We start from the raw sequence: 15,327 nt of genomic DNA on the forward strand, positions 1-15,327 counted from the left end.
TTGCAGGTGACAGGATGGGGCGTAACCCCCTCGAGGAGGTCCGTGGTGAAGCGTCAGGCGTACCAGCCGATCCTGATCACCGACGCCTCGCGCAGCCAGGACGACCAGCTCACCAGCCGCCAGAAGCGCTACGTGCTGATGATGGGCATCCGGGTGGCCTGCGTGATCGTCGGTGCCGTCCTGGTCGGCGTGCAGGCCCCGCTGCTCTGGCTCTGGCTGCCGCTGGTGGCCCTGGGCATGGTGCTCATCCCGTGGCTGGCGGTGCTGCTGGCCAACGACCGCCCGCCCAAGGAGAAGCACCGGCTGGCCAACCGGTTCCAGCCGCGCCACCGGGACGAGACCCCGCCGATGAGCCTCACCGCCGAGGAGCGCCCCCACAAGATCATCGACGCCGAGCCCTGACCCGACCCGACGCCTCCCGTCAGGAAGTGGGACGGGCGCCGATCTGGGAGACCGCGAGGGCACCGAGGTCGCCGGCGCGGCCCAGCGCCACCGCCGGCTGCGCGCCGTCGAGCCAGGCGGCCAGCAGCCCGGCCGCGAACGCGTCCCCGGCCCCCGTGACGTCGACCACCGCCACCCGGCGGGCCGGCGCCACGGCCACCGAGGCGTCCCGGTCCACCCAGACCGCCCCGGCCGCGCCCTGCTTGACGACGATCCGCCGGGCGGAGGCCGACAGCGCCCGCCCCTGCGCCGCCGGGTCCAGCCCTCCGGCCAGCACCGTGGCCTCGTCGGCGTTGACCAGGAGCAGGTCGACCCCGCGTACCCAGGACAGGAAGGCCGCCGCGCCGACCCGCCGCAGCGGGGCCGCGGAGGCCGCGTCGACGCTGGTGGTGAGCCCGCGCTCGCGGGCGGCGGCCAACGCCCGCAGCCCCGCCGGTCGGGACTCGTCGTCCAGCAGGGTGTACCCGGACAGGTGCAGGTGCCGCGCGTCCGGCGTCGCCGCCAGCGCCGCGTCGACGTCGGCCGGGGCCAGCCGCAGGTTCGCGCCCCGCTCGGTGACCATCGACCGCTCCCCGGCCGTGGCCAGCACGATCACCGTCCCGGTGGCGCGGTCGGGGCACACCCGCGTCGCGCAGTCGACCCCCGCGCGCTCCAACTCGGCCACCCGGTCCCGCCCGGCGTCGTCGTCGCCGACGGCACCCACCAGCGTGACCGGTACGCCCTGGGCGGCGAGCCAGGCCGCGGTGTTGGCGGCCTGCCCGCCACCGCTGAACCGGATCGCCGCCGGCGTGTCCGATCCGGTGGCCATCGGCGCGGCCAGCACCGCCACCACGTCGGTGATCAGGTCACCGACGACGAGGACGCGGCCTGCGCTCATGCCCCGGCGCGGCGGGCGGCCGCGGCGACGGCGATCCGGGCCGCGAGGTCGGCGTTGCGCAGGATGATCCGGACGTTCACCGCCAGGCTCGCCCCCTCGGTCGCCGAGTGGAAGTGCGCGAGCAGGTAGGGCGTCACGGCCTTGCCGGTCACCCCGTCGCGCTCCAGCAGGGCCAGCCCGTCGACGAGGGTCTGGTCGTGCAGCTCCGGGTCGAGCTGCTCGTCGGTCGGCAGCGGGTTGGCCACGATCAGGCCGCCGTGGTGCACGCGCTGCTGCTCCCGGGCCACCAGCACGTCCGCCACCTGCTCGGCCGAGTCCAGCGACCAGTCCAGGTCGAAGCCGCCGTCGGTGATGAAGAAGCCGGGGAAGCGCCGGGTCCGGAAGCCGACCACGCCGACGCCGAGGGTCTCCAGCCGTTCCAGGGTCGCGCCCACGTCGAGGATCGACTTGACCCCGGCGCAGACCACCGCGATCGGCGTACGGGCCAGGGTGACCAGGTCGGCCGACTCGTCGAAGGTCTGCGCCGCCTCCCGGTGCACCCCACCGAGGCCGCCGGTGGCGAACACGGCGATCCCGGCGGCGGCGGCCACCGCGCTGGTCGCGGCCACGGTCGTGGCGCCGTCCGCGCCGGTCGCGGCGGCGGGGGCGAGATCGCGTACGGAGAGCTTGGCGACCCCGTCGACGGTGGCGAGCCGGGTCAGCTCCGCGTCGTCGAGGCCCACCACGAGCCGGCCGCCGACCATGCCGATGGTCGCCGGTACCGCGCCCGCGTCGCGGACGGCCTGCTCGATCTCGCGGGCCACCCGCAGGTTGTCCGGCCGGGGCAGGCCGTGCGAGACGATGGTGCTCTCCAGGGCGACGACGGGACGCCCGTCGCGCAGGGCGTCGGCAACCTCGCTGCCGTAGCGGATGTGAAAGTCAGTCACGTCACCACCGTACGGCCCCCGGCCGGGCGACCTGAAGTGGACCGGATCGGGGGTGACCTGCCAGACTTGACGGTCGGAGGTGTAGAAGTGAGCACAGAGGTTCTCGAGCGTCCGGAGCTGAAGGACGCCGACACCGGTCCCGAGATGTTCCACTACGTGCGCAAGGAGAAGATCGCCGAGAGTGCCGTCATGGGCACCTTCGTCGTCGCGCTGTGCGGGGAGACCTTCCCGGTCACCAAGGCCGCCAAGCCCGGTTCGCCGGTCTGCCCGAAGTGCAAGGAGATCTACGACTCCTGGGGCGAGTGAGCGTGGGCGACCCTCCCGGTCGCGCACGTAACCTTCGGCGGTGACCACCTCCACCGCCCTGCTCCTCGCCGACCTCACCGGGGTGGCGGTCTTCGCCGCCTCCGGGGCCTCCGCGGCGGTGGCCAAACGGCTCGACCTCTTCGGCGTCGTCTTCGTGGGCTTCGTGGCCGCGCTCGGTGGCGGGATCTTCCGGGACCTGGCGATCGACGAGGCGCCGCCGCTGGCCTTCGGCGACTGGCGGTACGCCGCCACGGCCGCCGTCACCGCCGCCGCCGTCTTCTGGCTGCATCCGCAGTTCGCCCGGCTGCGCACCACCGTGCTGGTGCTGGACGCGGCCGGGCTGGCGCTGTTCACCGTCACCGGCACGGTCAAGGCCCTCGACGCCCAGGTGCCGGCGGTGGGGGCCTGCGTGATCGGCATGCTCACCGCGATCGGCGGCGGCCTGGGGCGGGACCTGCTCACCGCCGAGATCCCGGTGGTGCTGCGGCGGGAGATCTACGCCGTCGCCGCGCTCGCCGGCTCGATCCTCGTGGCACTGCTGGACGCCCTCGGGCACGCCAACGCCGCCTGGCTGACCGCGGCGGCCGCGGTGGTCTTCCTGCTGCGCCTGGTGGCGCTGCGGCGGCGCTGGTCCGCCCCGGTGGCCACCCTCCGTCCGCCACGTACGGGAGCCCCCGGCACGCACCCCTGACACGCGTGGCGGATGTGACCAGCGTGGCGTCGGCTGGGTCGGACGGCCCGCGCTGGTTATGCTGAGTCGGCCTTCGCGGCACCAACTGCGCGGAGGCGTTTTCATGGGCGGCGGTACCCGTGGCCCTCGCCCGGGGTCCGCCGTCAGGCGGTCGGAGAGGAGCTTCCCGTGGCGGCCCGGTTGCCGGCGATCGAGACGTTTCCGGCACTGCGCGCATGGCAGCGCAAGGCACTCGTGGAGTACCTGCGTCGGCGGGACCCCGACTTCACGGCGGTCGCCACCCCCGGCGCCGGAAAGACCACCTTCGCCCTGCGGATCGCCGCCGAGCTGCTGGCCGACGGCACCGTCGAGGCGGTGACGGTGGTGGCGCCGACCGAGCACCTGAAGACCCAGTGGGCGCAGGCGGCGGCCCGGGTCGGCATCCAGCTCGACGCCGCCTTCCGCAACGCCGACCTGCACTCCTCCGCCGACTTCCACGGCGCCGTCGTGACGTACGCGCAGGTGGGCATGGCCCCGCACGTGCACAAGCGGCGCACCCTCACCCGGCGCACCCTGGTCGTCCTCGACGAGATCCACCACGCGGGGGACAGCCGCTCGTGGGGCGACGGGGTGAAGGCGGCCTTCGAGGGCGCCGAGCGCCGGTTGATGCTCACCGGGACCCCGTTCCGCTCCGACGACAACCCGATCCCGTTCGTCGAGTACGAGCGGGGCGGCGACGGGCTGCTGCGCTCCCGCGCCGACTCGGTCTACGGCTACGCCGACGCGCTGCGCGACGGCGTCGTGCGGCCGGTGCTCTTCCTGGCGTACTCGGGAGAGACCCGGTGGCGCACCAACGCGGGGGAGGAGTTGGCGGCGCGGCTCGGCGAGCCGATGACCCAGGACCTCGTCGCGCAGGCGTGGCGTACGGCGCTGGACCCGGCGGGCGACTGGATGCCGCAGGTGCTGCGTGCCGCCGACGCCCGGCTGACCGTGCTGCGCAACGCGGGGATGCCCGACGCCGGCGGGCTGATCATCGCCAGCGACCAGCAGACCGCCCGCTCGTACGCGAAGCTCATCGAGCAGGTGACCGGCGAGCGCGCGGCGGTGGTGCTCTCCGACGACGTGGGCGCCTCGGCGCGGATCGCGACGTTCGCGGCGTCCGAGCAGCGCTGGCTGGTGGCGGTCCGGATGGTCTCCGAGGGCGTCGACATCCCCCGGCTGGCGGTCGGCGTGTACGCGACCAGCGCCAGCACCCCGCTCTACTTCGCGCAGGCGATCGGCCGGTTCGTCCGCGCCCGCCGCCCCGGCGAGACCGCCTCGGTCTTCCTGCCCAGCGTGCCGCACCTGCTCGGGTTGGCCAGCGAGATGGAGGTCGAGCGCGACCACGTGCTCGGCAAGCCCAAGGACCGCGAGGGCTTCGACGACGACCTGCTGGAGCGCGCCCAGCGCGACGACCAGGCCAGCGGCGAGCTGGAGAAGCGGTTCGCCGCGCTCTCCGCGACGGCCGAGCTGGACCAGGTGATCTTCGACGGCGCCTCGTTCGGCACCGCCGCCCAGGCCGGCACCCCCGAGGAGGAGGAGTACCTGGGCCTGCCCGGCCTGCTCACCGCCGACCAGGTGGCCCTGCTGCTGACCAAGCGGCAGCAGGAGCAGCTCGCGGCCCAGCGCCGCCGGGCCGCCAGGCCGGCTGAGGCGGCCGCTGCGCCCCCCACGGCGCCGCCGGCACCGATGAGTGCCGCCCAGCGCCGGGTCGCCCTACGTCGCCAACTGAACGCCCTCGTGGCCGCCCGGCACCACCGCACGGGGCAGCCGCACGGGAAGATCCACGCGGAGCTGCGTCGCCTCTGCGGCGGACCGCCGAGCGCCCAGGCCACCATCGAGCAGCTCGAGGAACGCATCGCCACCGTGCAGACCCTCTGACGGCCCCCGCCGTCGCCGGTGCCCGGGATCGGGCGGCGACGGCACAGAGACGCCGAAAGCCGGCCGGAGGCCCCCTCAGGGGGCCTCCGGCCGGCTATGTCGTGGGTTTGCGGATCTCAGTTCGCCATCAGATCGGCGCCACGCCAGCTGAACTCCGGGTCCGTCGCGAACCGCACGGTGATCTTCACGAGATCCTCCGCGTACTTGTTCGCGTGGTGCCCACAGAACACCAGCTCGCTCCCACCCGCCAGAGTGATCCGGAGCTTGCCGGCAGCATTGCAGCGGTCGCACCGTTCATCGGCGGCTGGGGGAGCCACCGTCTCGGGCGGCGGCGTGAGGGTCGGGGTCATCGCCTTCCTCCTCTGGTCGTCACCGATGAACACTCTCTTCGGTCTTTGCTCACCTATCGTGCAACACCCTGTCCCGGCGCTGCCTTCCCTGTGTGCCCGCGGGGGACCGAGGTCACACATGGCAGGGACAGTGTGCCGTGCACCAAGGGTGCCACGTCAACGATCACAATCGTGCAACCGAACGATCACCTTCCGACGTTGCACGCCGGGTGGTCAAAACGACACGTTCAGTTGACGATCGCGATCAGTCCAGGTAGTCCCGGAGCACCTGCGAACGCGACGGGTGACGCAACTTGGACATCGTCTTGGACTCGATCTGCCGGATGCGCTCCCGGGTCACCCCGTAGACCTGGCCGATCTCGTCCAGCGTGCGCGGCTGGCCGTCGGTCAGGCCGAAGCGCAGGCGTACCACACCCGCCTCACGCTCGGACAACGTCTGCAGCACCTGCTGGAGCTGATCCTGCAGGAGCGAGAACGAGACCGCGTCGACCGCGACCACGGCCTCGGAGTCCTCGATGAAGTCACCGAGCTGGCTGTCGCCCTCGTCGCCGATGGTCTGGTCCAGCGAGATGGGCTCCCGGGCGTACTGCTGGATCTCCAGCACCTTCTCCGGTGTGATGTCCATCTCCTTGGCGAGCTCCTCCGGGGTGGGCTCGCGGCCCAGGTCCTGGAGCAGCTCGCGCTGGATGCGGCCGAGCTTGTTGATGACCTCGACCATGTGCACCGGGATGCGGATGGTGCGGGCCTGGTCGGCCATGGCCCGGGTGATCGCCTGCCGGATCCACCAGGTGGCGTACGTGGAGAACTTGTAGCCCTTGGTGTAGTCGAACTTCTCGACCGCGCGGATCAGGCCGAGGTTGCCCTCCTGGATCAGGTCGAGGAAGGCCATGCCGCGGCCGGTGTAGCGCTTGGCCAGCGAGACGACCAGCCGGAGGTTGGCCTCCAGCAGGTGGTTCTTGGCGCGCTCGCCGTCCCGCGAGATCCAGCCCAGGTCCCGCTGCATCTCGCGGGTGAGCTTCTCCTCGCCCTCCTCGGCCGCGCGCAGCCGCTCCGCGGCGTAGAGCCCGGCCTCGATCCGCTTGGCCAGCTCCACCTCCTGCTCGGCGTTGAGCAGCGGGACCTTGCCGATCTGCTTGAGGTAGGCCCGGACCGAGTCGGCGGAGGCGGTCAGCTCGGCGTCGCGACGCGCCTGCTTGAGCGCCTCGGACTCCTCGTCGTCCCACTCGAAGTCGTTGTCGCTGGCCGAGTTGGCGGCGTCGGTCTCGGCGGCGCGGGTCAGCTCCGCCGGCTCCTCGACGACCACGTCCTCGATCTCCTTGGCGAGCTCCTCCGGGTCGATGTCGCCCTCGGCACCCTCGCCCTTGGCCTTGCCGCCGGCCTTGGCCGGCTTGGCGCCGGCCGCCGCGACCGTCGCCTTGGTGGCCCGGGTCGACTTGGTCGCCTTCGCGGGCGCGGCGGCCTTGGCGGCCACCTCGGCGGTGGTGCCGGTGGCCTTGCGCGGGGCGGCCTTGCGCGGGGCGGGCGCGGGGGCCTCGTCCGCGGCGGGCGCCTGCTTCGGGGCGGGCGCGACGGCCTTCTTGGTGGTCTTGGCGGTGGTGGCCCGGGACGCGGGGGTGGCCGATCGGGCGGCGGCGACGCGGCGGCGGGTGCTCGCCGAGCCGTCGACCACCACGGTCACTCCCGCCTCGGAGAGCGCCCGCAGGATCTTCTTGGCCTGGGCCGGAGTCACCTCGGCGGACTCGACGGTGCGCGCGAGCTGAGCCGACGTGAGCTGGCCGCCGGCGCTCTGCGCGTGGGCGATCAGAGTGTCGGTGAGCGAGCGAACGTCGGCGCCGGTCTGGCGGGGTTCTGTCACGAATGACCTTCCGGAGGCGAAGAGCGAGCACGGCCGGGTCGTCCGACGCAGAGCGGGGCACCTTGCCGGGCGATGTGGTTGAGGGACCCCCGTGTCCCGGGCCGGCCGGTCGTGGCGGTCCGTCGCAGCGTGGGCAGGGGTGAATTGTAACGCCGTCTGCGGCGATCATCCCTCGCCGCACGGCGGACCGGCGGCGGGGACCGCCGATTCGACGTATGTGTGGACTTTGTAAGGATGGTACCGCGCGTGACCCGGAACACCCCGGCCGTGCGGGAAGGGGACGAACGATGGATCGCTCGGCGCCGGCGGAACTGCTGGAGATCGCGGTCGAGGTGGCCCGGGACGCGGCCGCCACGGCGCACCGGATGCGGGTCGAGGGCGTGTCGGTGGCGGCCACCAAGAGCACCGTCACCGACGTGGTGACCGCCGCCGACCGGGCGGTCGAGCGGCAGGTGATCGACGCGCTGCGCCGGCTGCGGCCGGGCGACGCCGTCCTCGGCGAGGAGTACGGGGCGGGGGAGACCGGCCCGGTCGCCCCCGGCGGCGTCCGCTGGATCGTGGACCCGATCGACGGCACCGTGAACTACCTCTACGGGATCCCGCACTGCGCGGTGTCGCTCGCCGCCGAGGTCGACGGCGAGGTGGTCGCCGGGGTGGTGCGCAACGTCAGCACCGGCGAGGAGTGGACGGCCACCGTCGGCGGGGGCGCCTGGCGCGACGGCGAGCGGCTGCGCTGCTCCACGGAGACCGATCTCGGCCAGGCGCTGGTCGCCACGGGGTTCGGCTACGACCCGGGGCGCCGGGCGCACCAGGCCCGGGTGGTCGCCGAGCTGATCCCGCACATCCGGGACATCCGCCGCTTCGGCGCCGCCGCGCTGGACCTCTGCCTGGCCGCGGAGGGGCGGGTGGACGCCTACTACGAGAAGGGGCTCGCCGCCTGGGACCAGGCCGCCGGCGCCCTGGTGGCCACCGAGGCCGGGCTGCTGGTCGCCGGGCTGGGCGGGTTGCCGGCCGGCCCGGACCTGGTGATCGCCGCGCCGGCGGCGCTGTTCGGGCCGCTGCACGACCGCCTCGCCGACCTGGACGCCTCGGGCGGTCCCTGACCGGCCGGTGCCGTGCCCCCGGCGGACCGGGGGCACGGCGCGGTCAGTCGTCCTCGGACATCGGGCAGGAACCGGCCGGCGCGACCGGCGCGCCGAGGTCGCCCAGGGACTGGTTGACCTCGGTGGTGGTGGCGAGCTGCTGGAAGCCGCCGCCGAGCACCACGTCCACGACGTCGTCGGTGCGCTTGGGGTCGTAGTCGTACTCGGCGTTGTCGAGGAAGTACGCCCGCAGCAGGTGCGCCGAGCCGACTCCCTTCGGGCCGTAGCGCAGGACCGCGATGTCGTCGATCTGCTTCTTCTCGTTGCCGACCTTCTTGACCTGGAACTTGCGGTTGCGGAAGTCGTCCGCGACGGTGCTGGCCCGCCCCGGCTCGTCGGTCGCGTTGTAGACGTTGATCTTGACGTCCTTGGATTCCCGCAGGGTCACGTCGGCCATCGGCCAGCCCTCCGGGCAACCTCCGGCGAGGCCGGCGCTGCTCTGGGTGTCGCGGACCAGCGCGACGACCACGAAGACGAGGGCCAGCACCGCCAGCAGGCCGACGACAACGAGTGCTCGCACTCGCGCAAAGCTCATCAGGGTGCTCCCCGGACAGTGGGTGGGTGGTGGCGGCCGCCGGTGGACGGGCCGCCCCGCCGGCCGTCGAGTACGCCGCTGAGGTTAACGGTTGTCCGGCCGTCGCGTGGAAACAGCCGGACATGCCGGCGCGCCACCCGGGAACCGGGTAGTACTACCCCTATCTTCGTGTCGCCTGAGTCACATTGGGAACAACTTCGCGTGCGGGGGCGTACATCTCAGCCACGAGGGCGGTATACATGCCTCGCCTAAAGGGGGGGTATGGTTCCGCGCTCGTCGGGTGTTCCTTCGGGATGCCTCCGTCCGTGCTGTCTTCGGGTCGGGTGACCGACACAAGTGGTGGCCGGCCAGCGGAACCGAAACAGCGTCGTCCGGCGTTACAACCGGAAGCGACAACATCGATATGGGAGAGTGAAACCGATGGCCACCGACTACGACGCCCCGCGTCGCGACGAGGTCGACCTCGGCGAGGACAGCCTGGAAGAGCTCAAGGCCCGACGCGTCGACTCACAATCGGGCGCTGTGGACGTCGACGAGGCCGAGGTGGCCGAGAGCTTCGAGCTGCCCGGCGCCGACCTGGCGGACGAGGAACTCACGGTCAAGGTGCTGCCGATGCAGCAGGACGAGTTCCGGTGCGCCCGCTGCTTCCTCGTACACCACCGCAGCCAGTTGGCGGTCGAGCGCAACGGCGACCTCATCTGCCGCGAGTGCGTCTGACACCGTGCGTCCGCACCAGCGGCGGCTCCCTCGTCGGGGCCGCCGCTGCCCGAGTCGCCGTGCGGCCGCCCGGGGGACCTGCTTGACTCGTTGACGGGTGACCGTCATGTCGACGTCGGTCCATTCGGGAGGTCGCACCATGAGCGAGCGGAGCGAGTCCGGCGGCACGCGCGGCGCGGACCCGGGCCGGGTCGACGGCGCGGGCGCCGCCGGCGCGCGGGACGACCACGCCGACGCCGTGCCCGCGCGCGGCGCGGACGAGCTGGGTGCCACCGTGGCGGCCCTGACCGCCGACGACATCGCGCCGGCCCGCCGGCGGCAACTGCTCGGCCGCCTCGTCGGGCAGGCGCGGGCGCGTGGGCTGAGCGACCTGTTCAAGCCGAAGAGCGCGGTGCGCTGGATGGTCGACACGGTCGCCGAGATCGCCCCGCACGTGCCCGTACGCGACCTGGCCACCCTGCGCCGGCACTTCGACGGCCTGGACGGCGAGGCGCTGGCCGATCGGCTGGTGCGCAACGCCGCGCGGACGACGGCCGGCATCGGCGCCGCCGGCGGGGGAGTGGCGGCGGTCGAGTGGACGGTCGCCCCGACCCTGCTCTCCGCGCCGGTCCTGCTGGCCGCCGAGACGGTCGCCGTGGTGGCGGTCGAGCTGAAGCTGATCGGCGAGCTGCACGAGGTCTACGGTGCCCCGGTGCCGGGCGGCGGCACCCAGCGGGCGGTCGCGCTGGTGCAGTCCTGGGCCGGCCAGCGGGGGATCAACCCGATGTTGCCCGGCGTCGGGGTGAGCGCCGTGTTGGGCACCGCCGCGCGCAAGGAGCTGCGGGACACGCTGCTCAAGCGCTTCGGCCGTAACCTGACCACCCTCGGGCCCTTCCTCACCGGGGCGGCGGTGGCCAGCTATCTCAACCGCCGGGCGACCCGGACGATGGCGGACCAGCTCCGCAGCGACCTGCGGCGCCGGAGCCCGGCCCTGCCGGGCCCCCCGCCGGCCCTCCCCGGCGACCGCTGAGGGCGGTGCCGGGCAGGCGACAACGCGACCGGGCGCCGGGCGGGCTCAGGGCCGGGCGGCGTCGCGGGCGGCGAGGAGCGCCTCGGCCAGCTCGACCGGGCGGCGGGTGCTGACCACCCAGAACGGGGTGGGATCGGCCGGGTCGTCGAGGACCACCTGGACGGCGCCGGGGATCCAGGGGCGCTGCACCACGAAGGCCAGCGGGTCGGCGCCGACCCCGAGCACCTCGCGCCGGCCGGCGGCGTCCAACGGGACGACGTCGGCGACGAACCGGACCGGCAGCCGGGCGTCGTCCACGCGCAGTTCGTCGTCGCGTACCGCGATCCGGATCCGGCCGAGCCAGGCCAGGCCGGCGACGGTCGCCGGCAGCAGCACCACGAAGGGCAGCCAGGCGCGGACGCCGGGCGCGCCCATCCAGACCTCCACGGCGAGCAGGGCGGCCGCGCACAGCCCGCCCAGCCACAGCCACCAGGGCAGGCCGAGCCGCTCGGCGTGCTGCGGGGGCGCCGCGGCGGGCGACGCCGGGGACGGCGAGGATGGCGACAGGCTCACTCCTGCGAGGGTACGGCGCACGACGGGCGGCCGAACCGGCAGGATGGCAGGGTCACCCCAGCAAAACGGACGGAAGAGGGGAACCGTGACCGACGTCGTACCCGTGCCCGTACGGCAGCTCGACCCCGAGCTGCCGCTGCCGGCGTACGCCCATCCCGGCGATGCCGGGGCAGACCTGGTGGCGGCGGCGGACGTCGAGCTGCCACCCGGCGGCCGCGCCCTGGTCCCGACCGGCGTGGCGATCGCGTTGCCCGAGGGGTACGTGGGTCTCGTCCACCCCCGTTCGGGGCTCGCGGCCAGACTCGGCGTGACGGTGCTCAACGCGCCCGGTACGGTCGACGCCGGCTACCGGGGTGAGATCCTCGTCAACCTGATCAACCATGATCGGGAGACACCGGCGAAGATCTCCCGTGGCGACCGGATCGCGCAGCTCGTCGTGCAGCGGGTGGCGCGGGCGGACTTCCGGCCGGCGGCCGAGCTGACCGCGTCCCGGCGCGGGACCGGCGGGCACGGCTCCACGGGCGGCCACGCCGGCCTGGTGCCGTCCCCCACCGGTGGCGGGCCGGCAGCGGCCCCGGAGGCACCGGACGGACGGCGGGCGCCGGACGTGCCGGACGCCCGACGGGAAGAGCGGGACCGGGCAGACGGCCGGACGGAAGAGGTGGCAGGGTGAGACCGAACAGCGGAGGGTTGGCGCAGTGATCTTCTCCCGGAAGCGGGACAGTGCCGGACGGCACGCCCGTGACGAGCGGACGACCGAGGTCCTCGACTCGCACGAGGAGTCGACCCCGGCCCGCGGCCCGTACGACATCTCCGAGGCGCCCGAGGGGGTGCAGCGGCTCGACCTGGGCAGCCTACACATCCCGGCGGTGCGCGACGTCGAGGTGCGGGTGCAGGCCGACCCGGAGGGCGTGATCCAGCAGGTCGTGCTCGTGCACGGTCCGAACGCGCTCCAGCTCGGCGTCTTCGCCGCGCCGCGCTCCGAGGGCATCTGGGACGAGGTGCGCGAGGAGATCCGCCAGTCGCTGTTCAACGACGGCGCGGCGGCCCAGGAGGTCCAGGGCGAGTACGGCATCGAGCTGCACGCCCGGGTGCGTACCCCGGACGGGCTGACCGACCTGCGGTTCGTCGGCATCGACGGGCCGCGCTGGATGGTCCGCGGCGTCTACCAGGGCGAGGTGGCCACCAACCCGGCCGCCGCTGGTCCGCTGGCCGAGTGCCTCGACGGCCTGGTGGTCGACCGGGGGCAGGAGGCCAAGCCGGTGCGCGAGCCGCTGCCGCTGCGGCTGCCCCGCGAGGTGGCCGACCAGGCGGTCGAGGGGGCGCCGGCCGACGGCAACCCCGCGCCCGCGCCCCGCGAGGCCTGACCGGCCGTCACGACGCGCCGGGACCGGCCCCGTCGGCGTACGCTGGCGGGACGGTTCCGGCGCCGCCGGGGCCGTCCCGGGTGCCGGCGTCGCGTCGGCCCAGCGTGGAGAGGGTGACGCGGAGGTCATGTCGACCGACGAGGGCCGGGGTCCGCTGCGCCGCATGCTGCGCCGGCTCACCGCGAGCGAGGCGGAGATCGAGGCGCAGGAGCTGCGCCGGGAGAGCGCCGAGCACGGCGGTGTCCCGGCCGGGCAGTGCATGCGGGGCCAGCTGGTCTCGGTGGCCGGGCGGCTGCGTACGGTCGTCTACACGCCGCGGACCAACCTGCCCACGCTGGAGGCGGACCTTTACGACGGCAGCGACGTGGTCACCCTGGTCTGGCTGGGCCGGCGGCACATCGCCGGGATCGAGCCCGGTCGGCACCTGACCGCGCGCGGCCGGGTGGCCCTGCGGGACGACCGCAAGGTGATCTACAACCCGTACTACGAGCTGGAACCGCCGAAGTGACCCGGTGGCCGCGGCGGACGGAAGGCGTGCGATGACGACGGGACAGCACCGGGCGGCACAGCCGGAGAGCGACCCGCAGGGCGAGGAGCCGCTGCCCACCCTCGCCGAGCAGATGGCCGACCAGCTCGGCGGCTGGCGGGGGCTGGTCGAGTCCAGCATCCCGGTGGTCGTCTTCGTGCTGGCCAACATCATCGGCGAGCTGCGGCCCGCCGTGATCGCCTCGGTGGCGGTGGCGCTCGTGATCGCCGGTCTGCGGCTGGCACAGCGCCGGCCGGTCCGGCACGCGGTCAACGGGCTCTTCGGCATCGCCGTCGGCGCCGCGATCGCCTGGCGCACCGGCGACGAACGTGACTTCTACCTCCCCGGCATCCTCTACGGCATCGGCTACGGGCTGGCCCTGCTCGTCTCGGCGGCGGTCCGGCAGCCGCTGGTGGGGTGGATCTGGTCGGTGTTGGTGGCCAAGGGCCGCTCGGAGTGGCGCGACGACCCGCGCCTGGTGCGGACCTTCACCGGGCTCACCGTGCTCTGGGGCGTGGTGTGGCTGGCCAAGGTGGGTGTGCAGGCCGGGCTCTACCTCGCCCACCAGGACACGGCGCTCGGCGTGGCGCGGCTGGTGCTGGGCTACCCGCCGTACGTGCTGCTGCTGCTGATCACGGTGTGGACGGTCCGGCGGGTGACCCGGGAGTCGGAGCCCGAGGCGCTGCCCGGCGGCTGAGCCGCCCCAGCACCGCCCGGCGGCTGAACCGCGGGCCCAACGCTGCCCGGCGGCTGAACCGCAGCCTCAGCGCTGCTCGCGGGTGCGCTCGACGCTGTCCGCCCCGAGCACCACCGCGCGGACCGCGTCCTCGACCTCCGCGGTGCACACGAAGATCAGCTCGTCGCCGGCCTCGAGCGAATCGTCCGGGGTGGGCACCAGCACCCGCTTGCCGCGCAGGATCGCCACCAGCGCCGAGTCTCGGGGCAGCGGGACGGCGCGCAACGGCTCGCCCACGTACGGGGCGGTCGGCGGCAGGGTGATCTCCACCAGGTTCGCCTCGCCCTGCCGGAAGGTCATCAGCCGGACCAGGTCGCCGACGGTGACCGCCTCCTCGACCAGGGCGGCCATCACCCGCGGCTTGCTCACCGCGACGTCGACGCCCCACTGCTCGGTGAAGAGCCACTCGTTCTCGGCCCGGTTGACCCGGGCCACCACCCGGGGCACCGCGAACTCGGTCTTGGCCAGCAGCGAGACCACCAGGTTGACCTTGTCGTCCCCGGTGGCCGCGACCACCACGTCGCAGCCGGCGAGGTCGGCCTCCTCCAGGCTGGCCAGCTCGCAGGCGTCGGCCAGCACCCAGTCGGCCGCCGGCACCCGGTCCGGCCGGAGCATCCTGGGCTGGCGCTCGATGAGCATCACCTGGTGGCCGTTGTCGATCAGCTCCTGCGCGATCGAGCGGCCCACGTTGCCCGCGCCGGCGATGGCGATGCGCATGCTCACAGCCCTCCTTCCGGCGGCGTCGCCGCCACCGACGTGACCGTCGCCGCGATGTCGTCGGTGACCAGCATGAAGAGCTGGTCGCCCTCCTGGACGACGCTGGACGGGGTGGGCAGCGTGCCGATGCCGAAGCGGATCAGGTACGCCACCCGGGCCCCGGTCGCCCCCTCCAGGGCGCCTAACGGCCGGCTGACCCAGTCCTTGTGCACCGGCACCTCGATGATCGACACCGTGCTCGTCGGGTCGCGGAAGATCTCCACGTTCCCCTCCGGCACCAGGTGCCGCAGCATCCGGTCGGCGGTCCACCGGACGGTGGCCACGGTGGGGATGCCGAGCCGCTCGTAGACCTGCGCGCGGCGCTGGTCGTAGATCCGCGCCGCGACCCGGGACACGCCGAACGTCTCCCGGGCGAGCCGGGCGGAGATGATGTTGGAGTTGTCGCCGCTGGAGACGGCCGCGAAGGCGTCCGCCCGCTCGATGCCGGCCTGCCGCAGCACCTCCCCGTCGAAGCCGGCGCCGGTGACGGTGATCCCGGCGAAGTCGGGGCCGAGCCGGCGGAAGGCGTCGGCGTCGTGGTCGATGACCGCGACCGAGTGCCCCCGGGACTCCAGGCTGTAGGCGAGGGTCGAGCCGACGCGGCCACAACCCATGATCACGACATGCACCGCGTCCCTCCTC

General features: G+C 73.8%; 19 protein-coding genes. 11 read left to right on the forward strand and 8 right to left on the reverse strand.

The genetic code is table 11. The features are described from left to right. The first annotated feature begins 45 nt into the window (after positions 1 to 45). Positions 46 to 402 (forward strand): DUF3099 domain-containing protein, encoded by a 357-nt coding sequence (locus AB0883_RS01645; RefSeq protein WP_366640221.1) that lies wholly within the window; start codon positions 46 to 48, stop codon positions 400 to 402. A 19-nt stretch (positions 403 to 421) separates the two neighbouring features. Here the strand turns inward: AB0883_RS01645 and AB0883_RS01650 are convergent, their stop codons facing one another. Both AB0883_RS01650 and AB0883_RS01655 read right to left on the reverse strand, forming a co-directional pair. Beyond that, positions 422 to 1,318 carry a PfkB family carbohydrate kinase gene (locus AB0883_RS01650; protein ID WP_366638595.1) on the reverse strand — a complete coding sequence of 299 codons (897 nt, stop codon included), beginning with the start codon at positions 1,316 to 1,318 and terminating at the stop codon, positions 422 to 424. Then, on the reverse strand, positions 1,315 to 2,244 hold the full coding sequence (locus AB0883_RS01655; RefSeq protein WP_366638597.1) for a pseudouridine-5'-phosphate glycosidase: 930 nt from the start codon (positions 2,242 to 2,244) through the stop codon (positions 1,315 to 1,317). Before AB0883_RS01655 ends, AB0883_RS01650 begins: the two co-directional genes overlap by 4 nt. An 87-nt stretch (positions 2,245 to 2,331) precedes the next feature. Between AB0883_RS01655 and AB0883_RS01660 the strand changes: the two genes are divergently transcribed. From AB0883_RS01660 to AB0883_RS01670, 3 genes are all read left to right on the forward strand, one after another. Next, a complete protein-coding gene (locus tag AB0883_RS01660; protein WP_089001394.1) occupies positions 2,332 to 2,550 on the forward strand; it encodes a DUF3039 domain-containing protein in 219 nt (72 codons plus the stop codon). A gap of 40 nt (positions 2,551 to 2,590) precedes the next feature. After that, entirely contained in the window at positions 2,591 to 3,241 is a 651-nt protein-coding gene (locus tag AB0883_RS01665) for a TRIC cation channel family protein (RefSeq protein WP_366638598.1), read from the forward strand. A 168-nt stretch (positions 3,242 to 3,409) separates the two neighbouring features. After that, complete coding sequence (locus AB0883_RS01670; RefSeq protein ID WP_366638600.1) at positions 3,410 to 5,140, forward strand: DEAD/DEAH box helicase; 1,731 nt, start codon at positions 3,410 to 3,412, stop codon at positions 5,138 to 5,140. 116 nt (positions 5,141 to 5,256) lie between these two features. Here AB0883_RS01670 and AB0883_RS01675 read toward each other — a convergent pair whose 3' ends face one another. After that, positions 5,257 to 5,490, reverse strand: coding sequence for a hypothetical protein (locus tag AB0883_RS01675; RefSeq protein WP_074474066.1), 234 nt, complete (start codon positions 5,488 to 5,490; stop codon positions 5,257 to 5,259). Positions 5,491 to 5,734: 244 nt separating this feature from the next. Beyond that, the gene (locus AB0883_RS01680; protein WP_366638602.1) at positions 5,735 to 7,345 is read right to left on the reverse strand and encodes an RNA polymerase sigma factor; all 1,611 of its coding nucleotides are present in this window, start codon (positions 7,343 to 7,345) and stop codon (positions 5,735 to 5,737) included. A 287-nt stretch (positions 7,346 to 7,632) separates the two neighbouring features. Between AB0883_RS01680 and AB0883_RS01685 the strand changes: the two genes are divergently transcribed. Further along, positions 7,633 to 8,448 carry an inositol monophosphatase family protein gene (locus AB0883_RS01685; protein ID WP_366638603.1) on the forward strand — a complete coding sequence of 272 codons (816 nt, stop codon included), beginning with the start codon at positions 7,633 to 7,635 and terminating at the stop codon, positions 8,446 to 8,448. Positions 8,449 to 8,491: 43 nt separating this feature from the next. Here AB0883_RS01685 and AB0883_RS01690 read toward each other — a convergent pair whose 3' ends face one another. Beyond that, positions 8,492 to 9,007 carry a LytR C-terminal domain-containing protein gene (locus tag AB0883_RS01690; protein WP_366638605.1) on the reverse strand — a complete coding sequence of 172 codons (516 nt, stop codon included), beginning with the start codon at positions 9,005 to 9,007 and terminating at the stop codon, positions 8,492 to 8,494. 435 nt (positions 9,008 to 9,442) lie between these two features. Between AB0883_RS01690 and AB0883_RS01695 the strand changes: the two genes are divergently transcribed. Both AB0883_RS01695 and AB0883_RS01700 read left to right on the forward strand, forming a co-directional pair. Beyond that, the gene (locus tag AB0883_RS01695; protein WP_013284790.1) at positions 9,443 to 9,739 is read left to right on the forward strand and encodes a DUF4193 domain-containing protein; all 297 of its coding nucleotides are present in this window, start codon (positions 9,443 to 9,445) and stop codon (positions 9,737 to 9,739) included. Between the two features lie 139 nt (positions 9,740 to 9,878). Continuing rightward, positions 9,879 to 10,748, forward strand: coding sequence for a hypothetical protein (locus AB0883_RS01700; RefSeq protein ID WP_366638607.1), 870 nt, complete (start codon positions 9,879 to 9,881; stop codon positions 10,746 to 10,748). A gap of 45 nt (positions 10,749 to 10,793) precedes the next feature. On the opposite strand, the gene AB0883_RS01705 is transcribed toward AB0883_RS01700, so the two are convergent. Next, positions 10,794 to 11,294 (reverse strand): DUF3093 domain-containing protein, encoded by a 501-nt coding sequence (locus tag AB0883_RS01705; RefSeq protein WP_366640223.1) that lies wholly within the window; start codon positions 11,292 to 11,294, stop codon positions 10,794 to 10,796. 91 nt (positions 11,295 to 11,385) lie between these two features. On the opposite strand from AB0883_RS01705, the gene dut reads away from it, so the two are divergent. The 4 genes from dut (at position 11,386) to AB0883_RS01725 (ending at position 13,890) form a co-directional block, all read left to right on the forward strand. Continuing rightward, on the forward strand, positions 11,386 to 11,973 hold the full coding sequence (gene dut / locus AB0883_RS01710) for a dUTP diphosphatase (RefSeq protein WP_366638608.1): 588 nt from the start codon (positions 11,386 to 11,388) through the stop codon (positions 11,971 to 11,973). A gap of 25 nt (positions 11,974 to 11,998) precedes the next feature. Next, positions 11,999 to 12,667 (forward strand): DUF3710 domain-containing protein, encoded by a 669-nt coding sequence (locus AB0883_RS01715; protein ID WP_366638610.1) that lies wholly within the window; start codon positions 11,999 to 12,001, stop codon positions 12,665 to 12,667. Positions 12,668 to 12,794: 127 nt separating this feature from the next. After that, complete coding sequence (locus tag AB0883_RS01720) at positions 12,795 to 13,175, forward strand: OB-fold nucleic acid binding domain-containing protein (RefSeq protein ID WP_121395948.1); 381 nt, start codon at positions 12,795 to 12,797, stop codon at positions 13,173 to 13,175. A gap of 31 nt (positions 13,176 to 13,206) precedes the next feature. After that, the gene (locus AB0883_RS01725) at positions 13,207 to 13,890 is read left to right on the forward strand and encodes a DUF3159 domain-containing protein (protein ID WP_089001386.1); all 684 of its coding nucleotides are present in this window, start codon (positions 13,207 to 13,209) and stop codon (positions 13,888 to 13,890) included. Between the two features lie 66 nt (positions 13,891 to 13,956). Here the strand turns inward: AB0883_RS01725 and AB0883_RS01730 are convergent, their stop codons facing one another. Together AB0883_RS01730 and AB0883_RS01735 are read right to left on the reverse strand one after the other, a co-directional pair. Continuing rightward, positions 13,957 to 14,646 (reverse strand): TrkA family potassium uptake protein, encoded by a 690-nt coding sequence (locus AB0883_RS01730; protein ID WP_366640225.1) that lies wholly within the window; start codon positions 14,644 to 14,646, stop codon positions 13,957 to 13,959. Between the two features lie 2 nt (positions 14,647 to 14,648). Then, entirely contained in the window at positions 14,649 to 15,314 is a 666-nt protein-coding gene (locus AB0883_RS01735; protein ID WP_366638611.1) for a TrkA family potassium uptake protein, read from the reverse strand. Positions 15,315 to 15,327 lie beyond the last annotated feature (13 nt).

Origin of the sequence: Micromonospora sp. NPDC047812, assembly GCF_040704175.1 — a bacterium.
In the GTDB taxonomy this organism is placed as follows: domain Bacteria; phylum Actinomycetota; class Actinomycetes; order Mycobacteriales; family Micromonosporaceae; genus Micromonospora.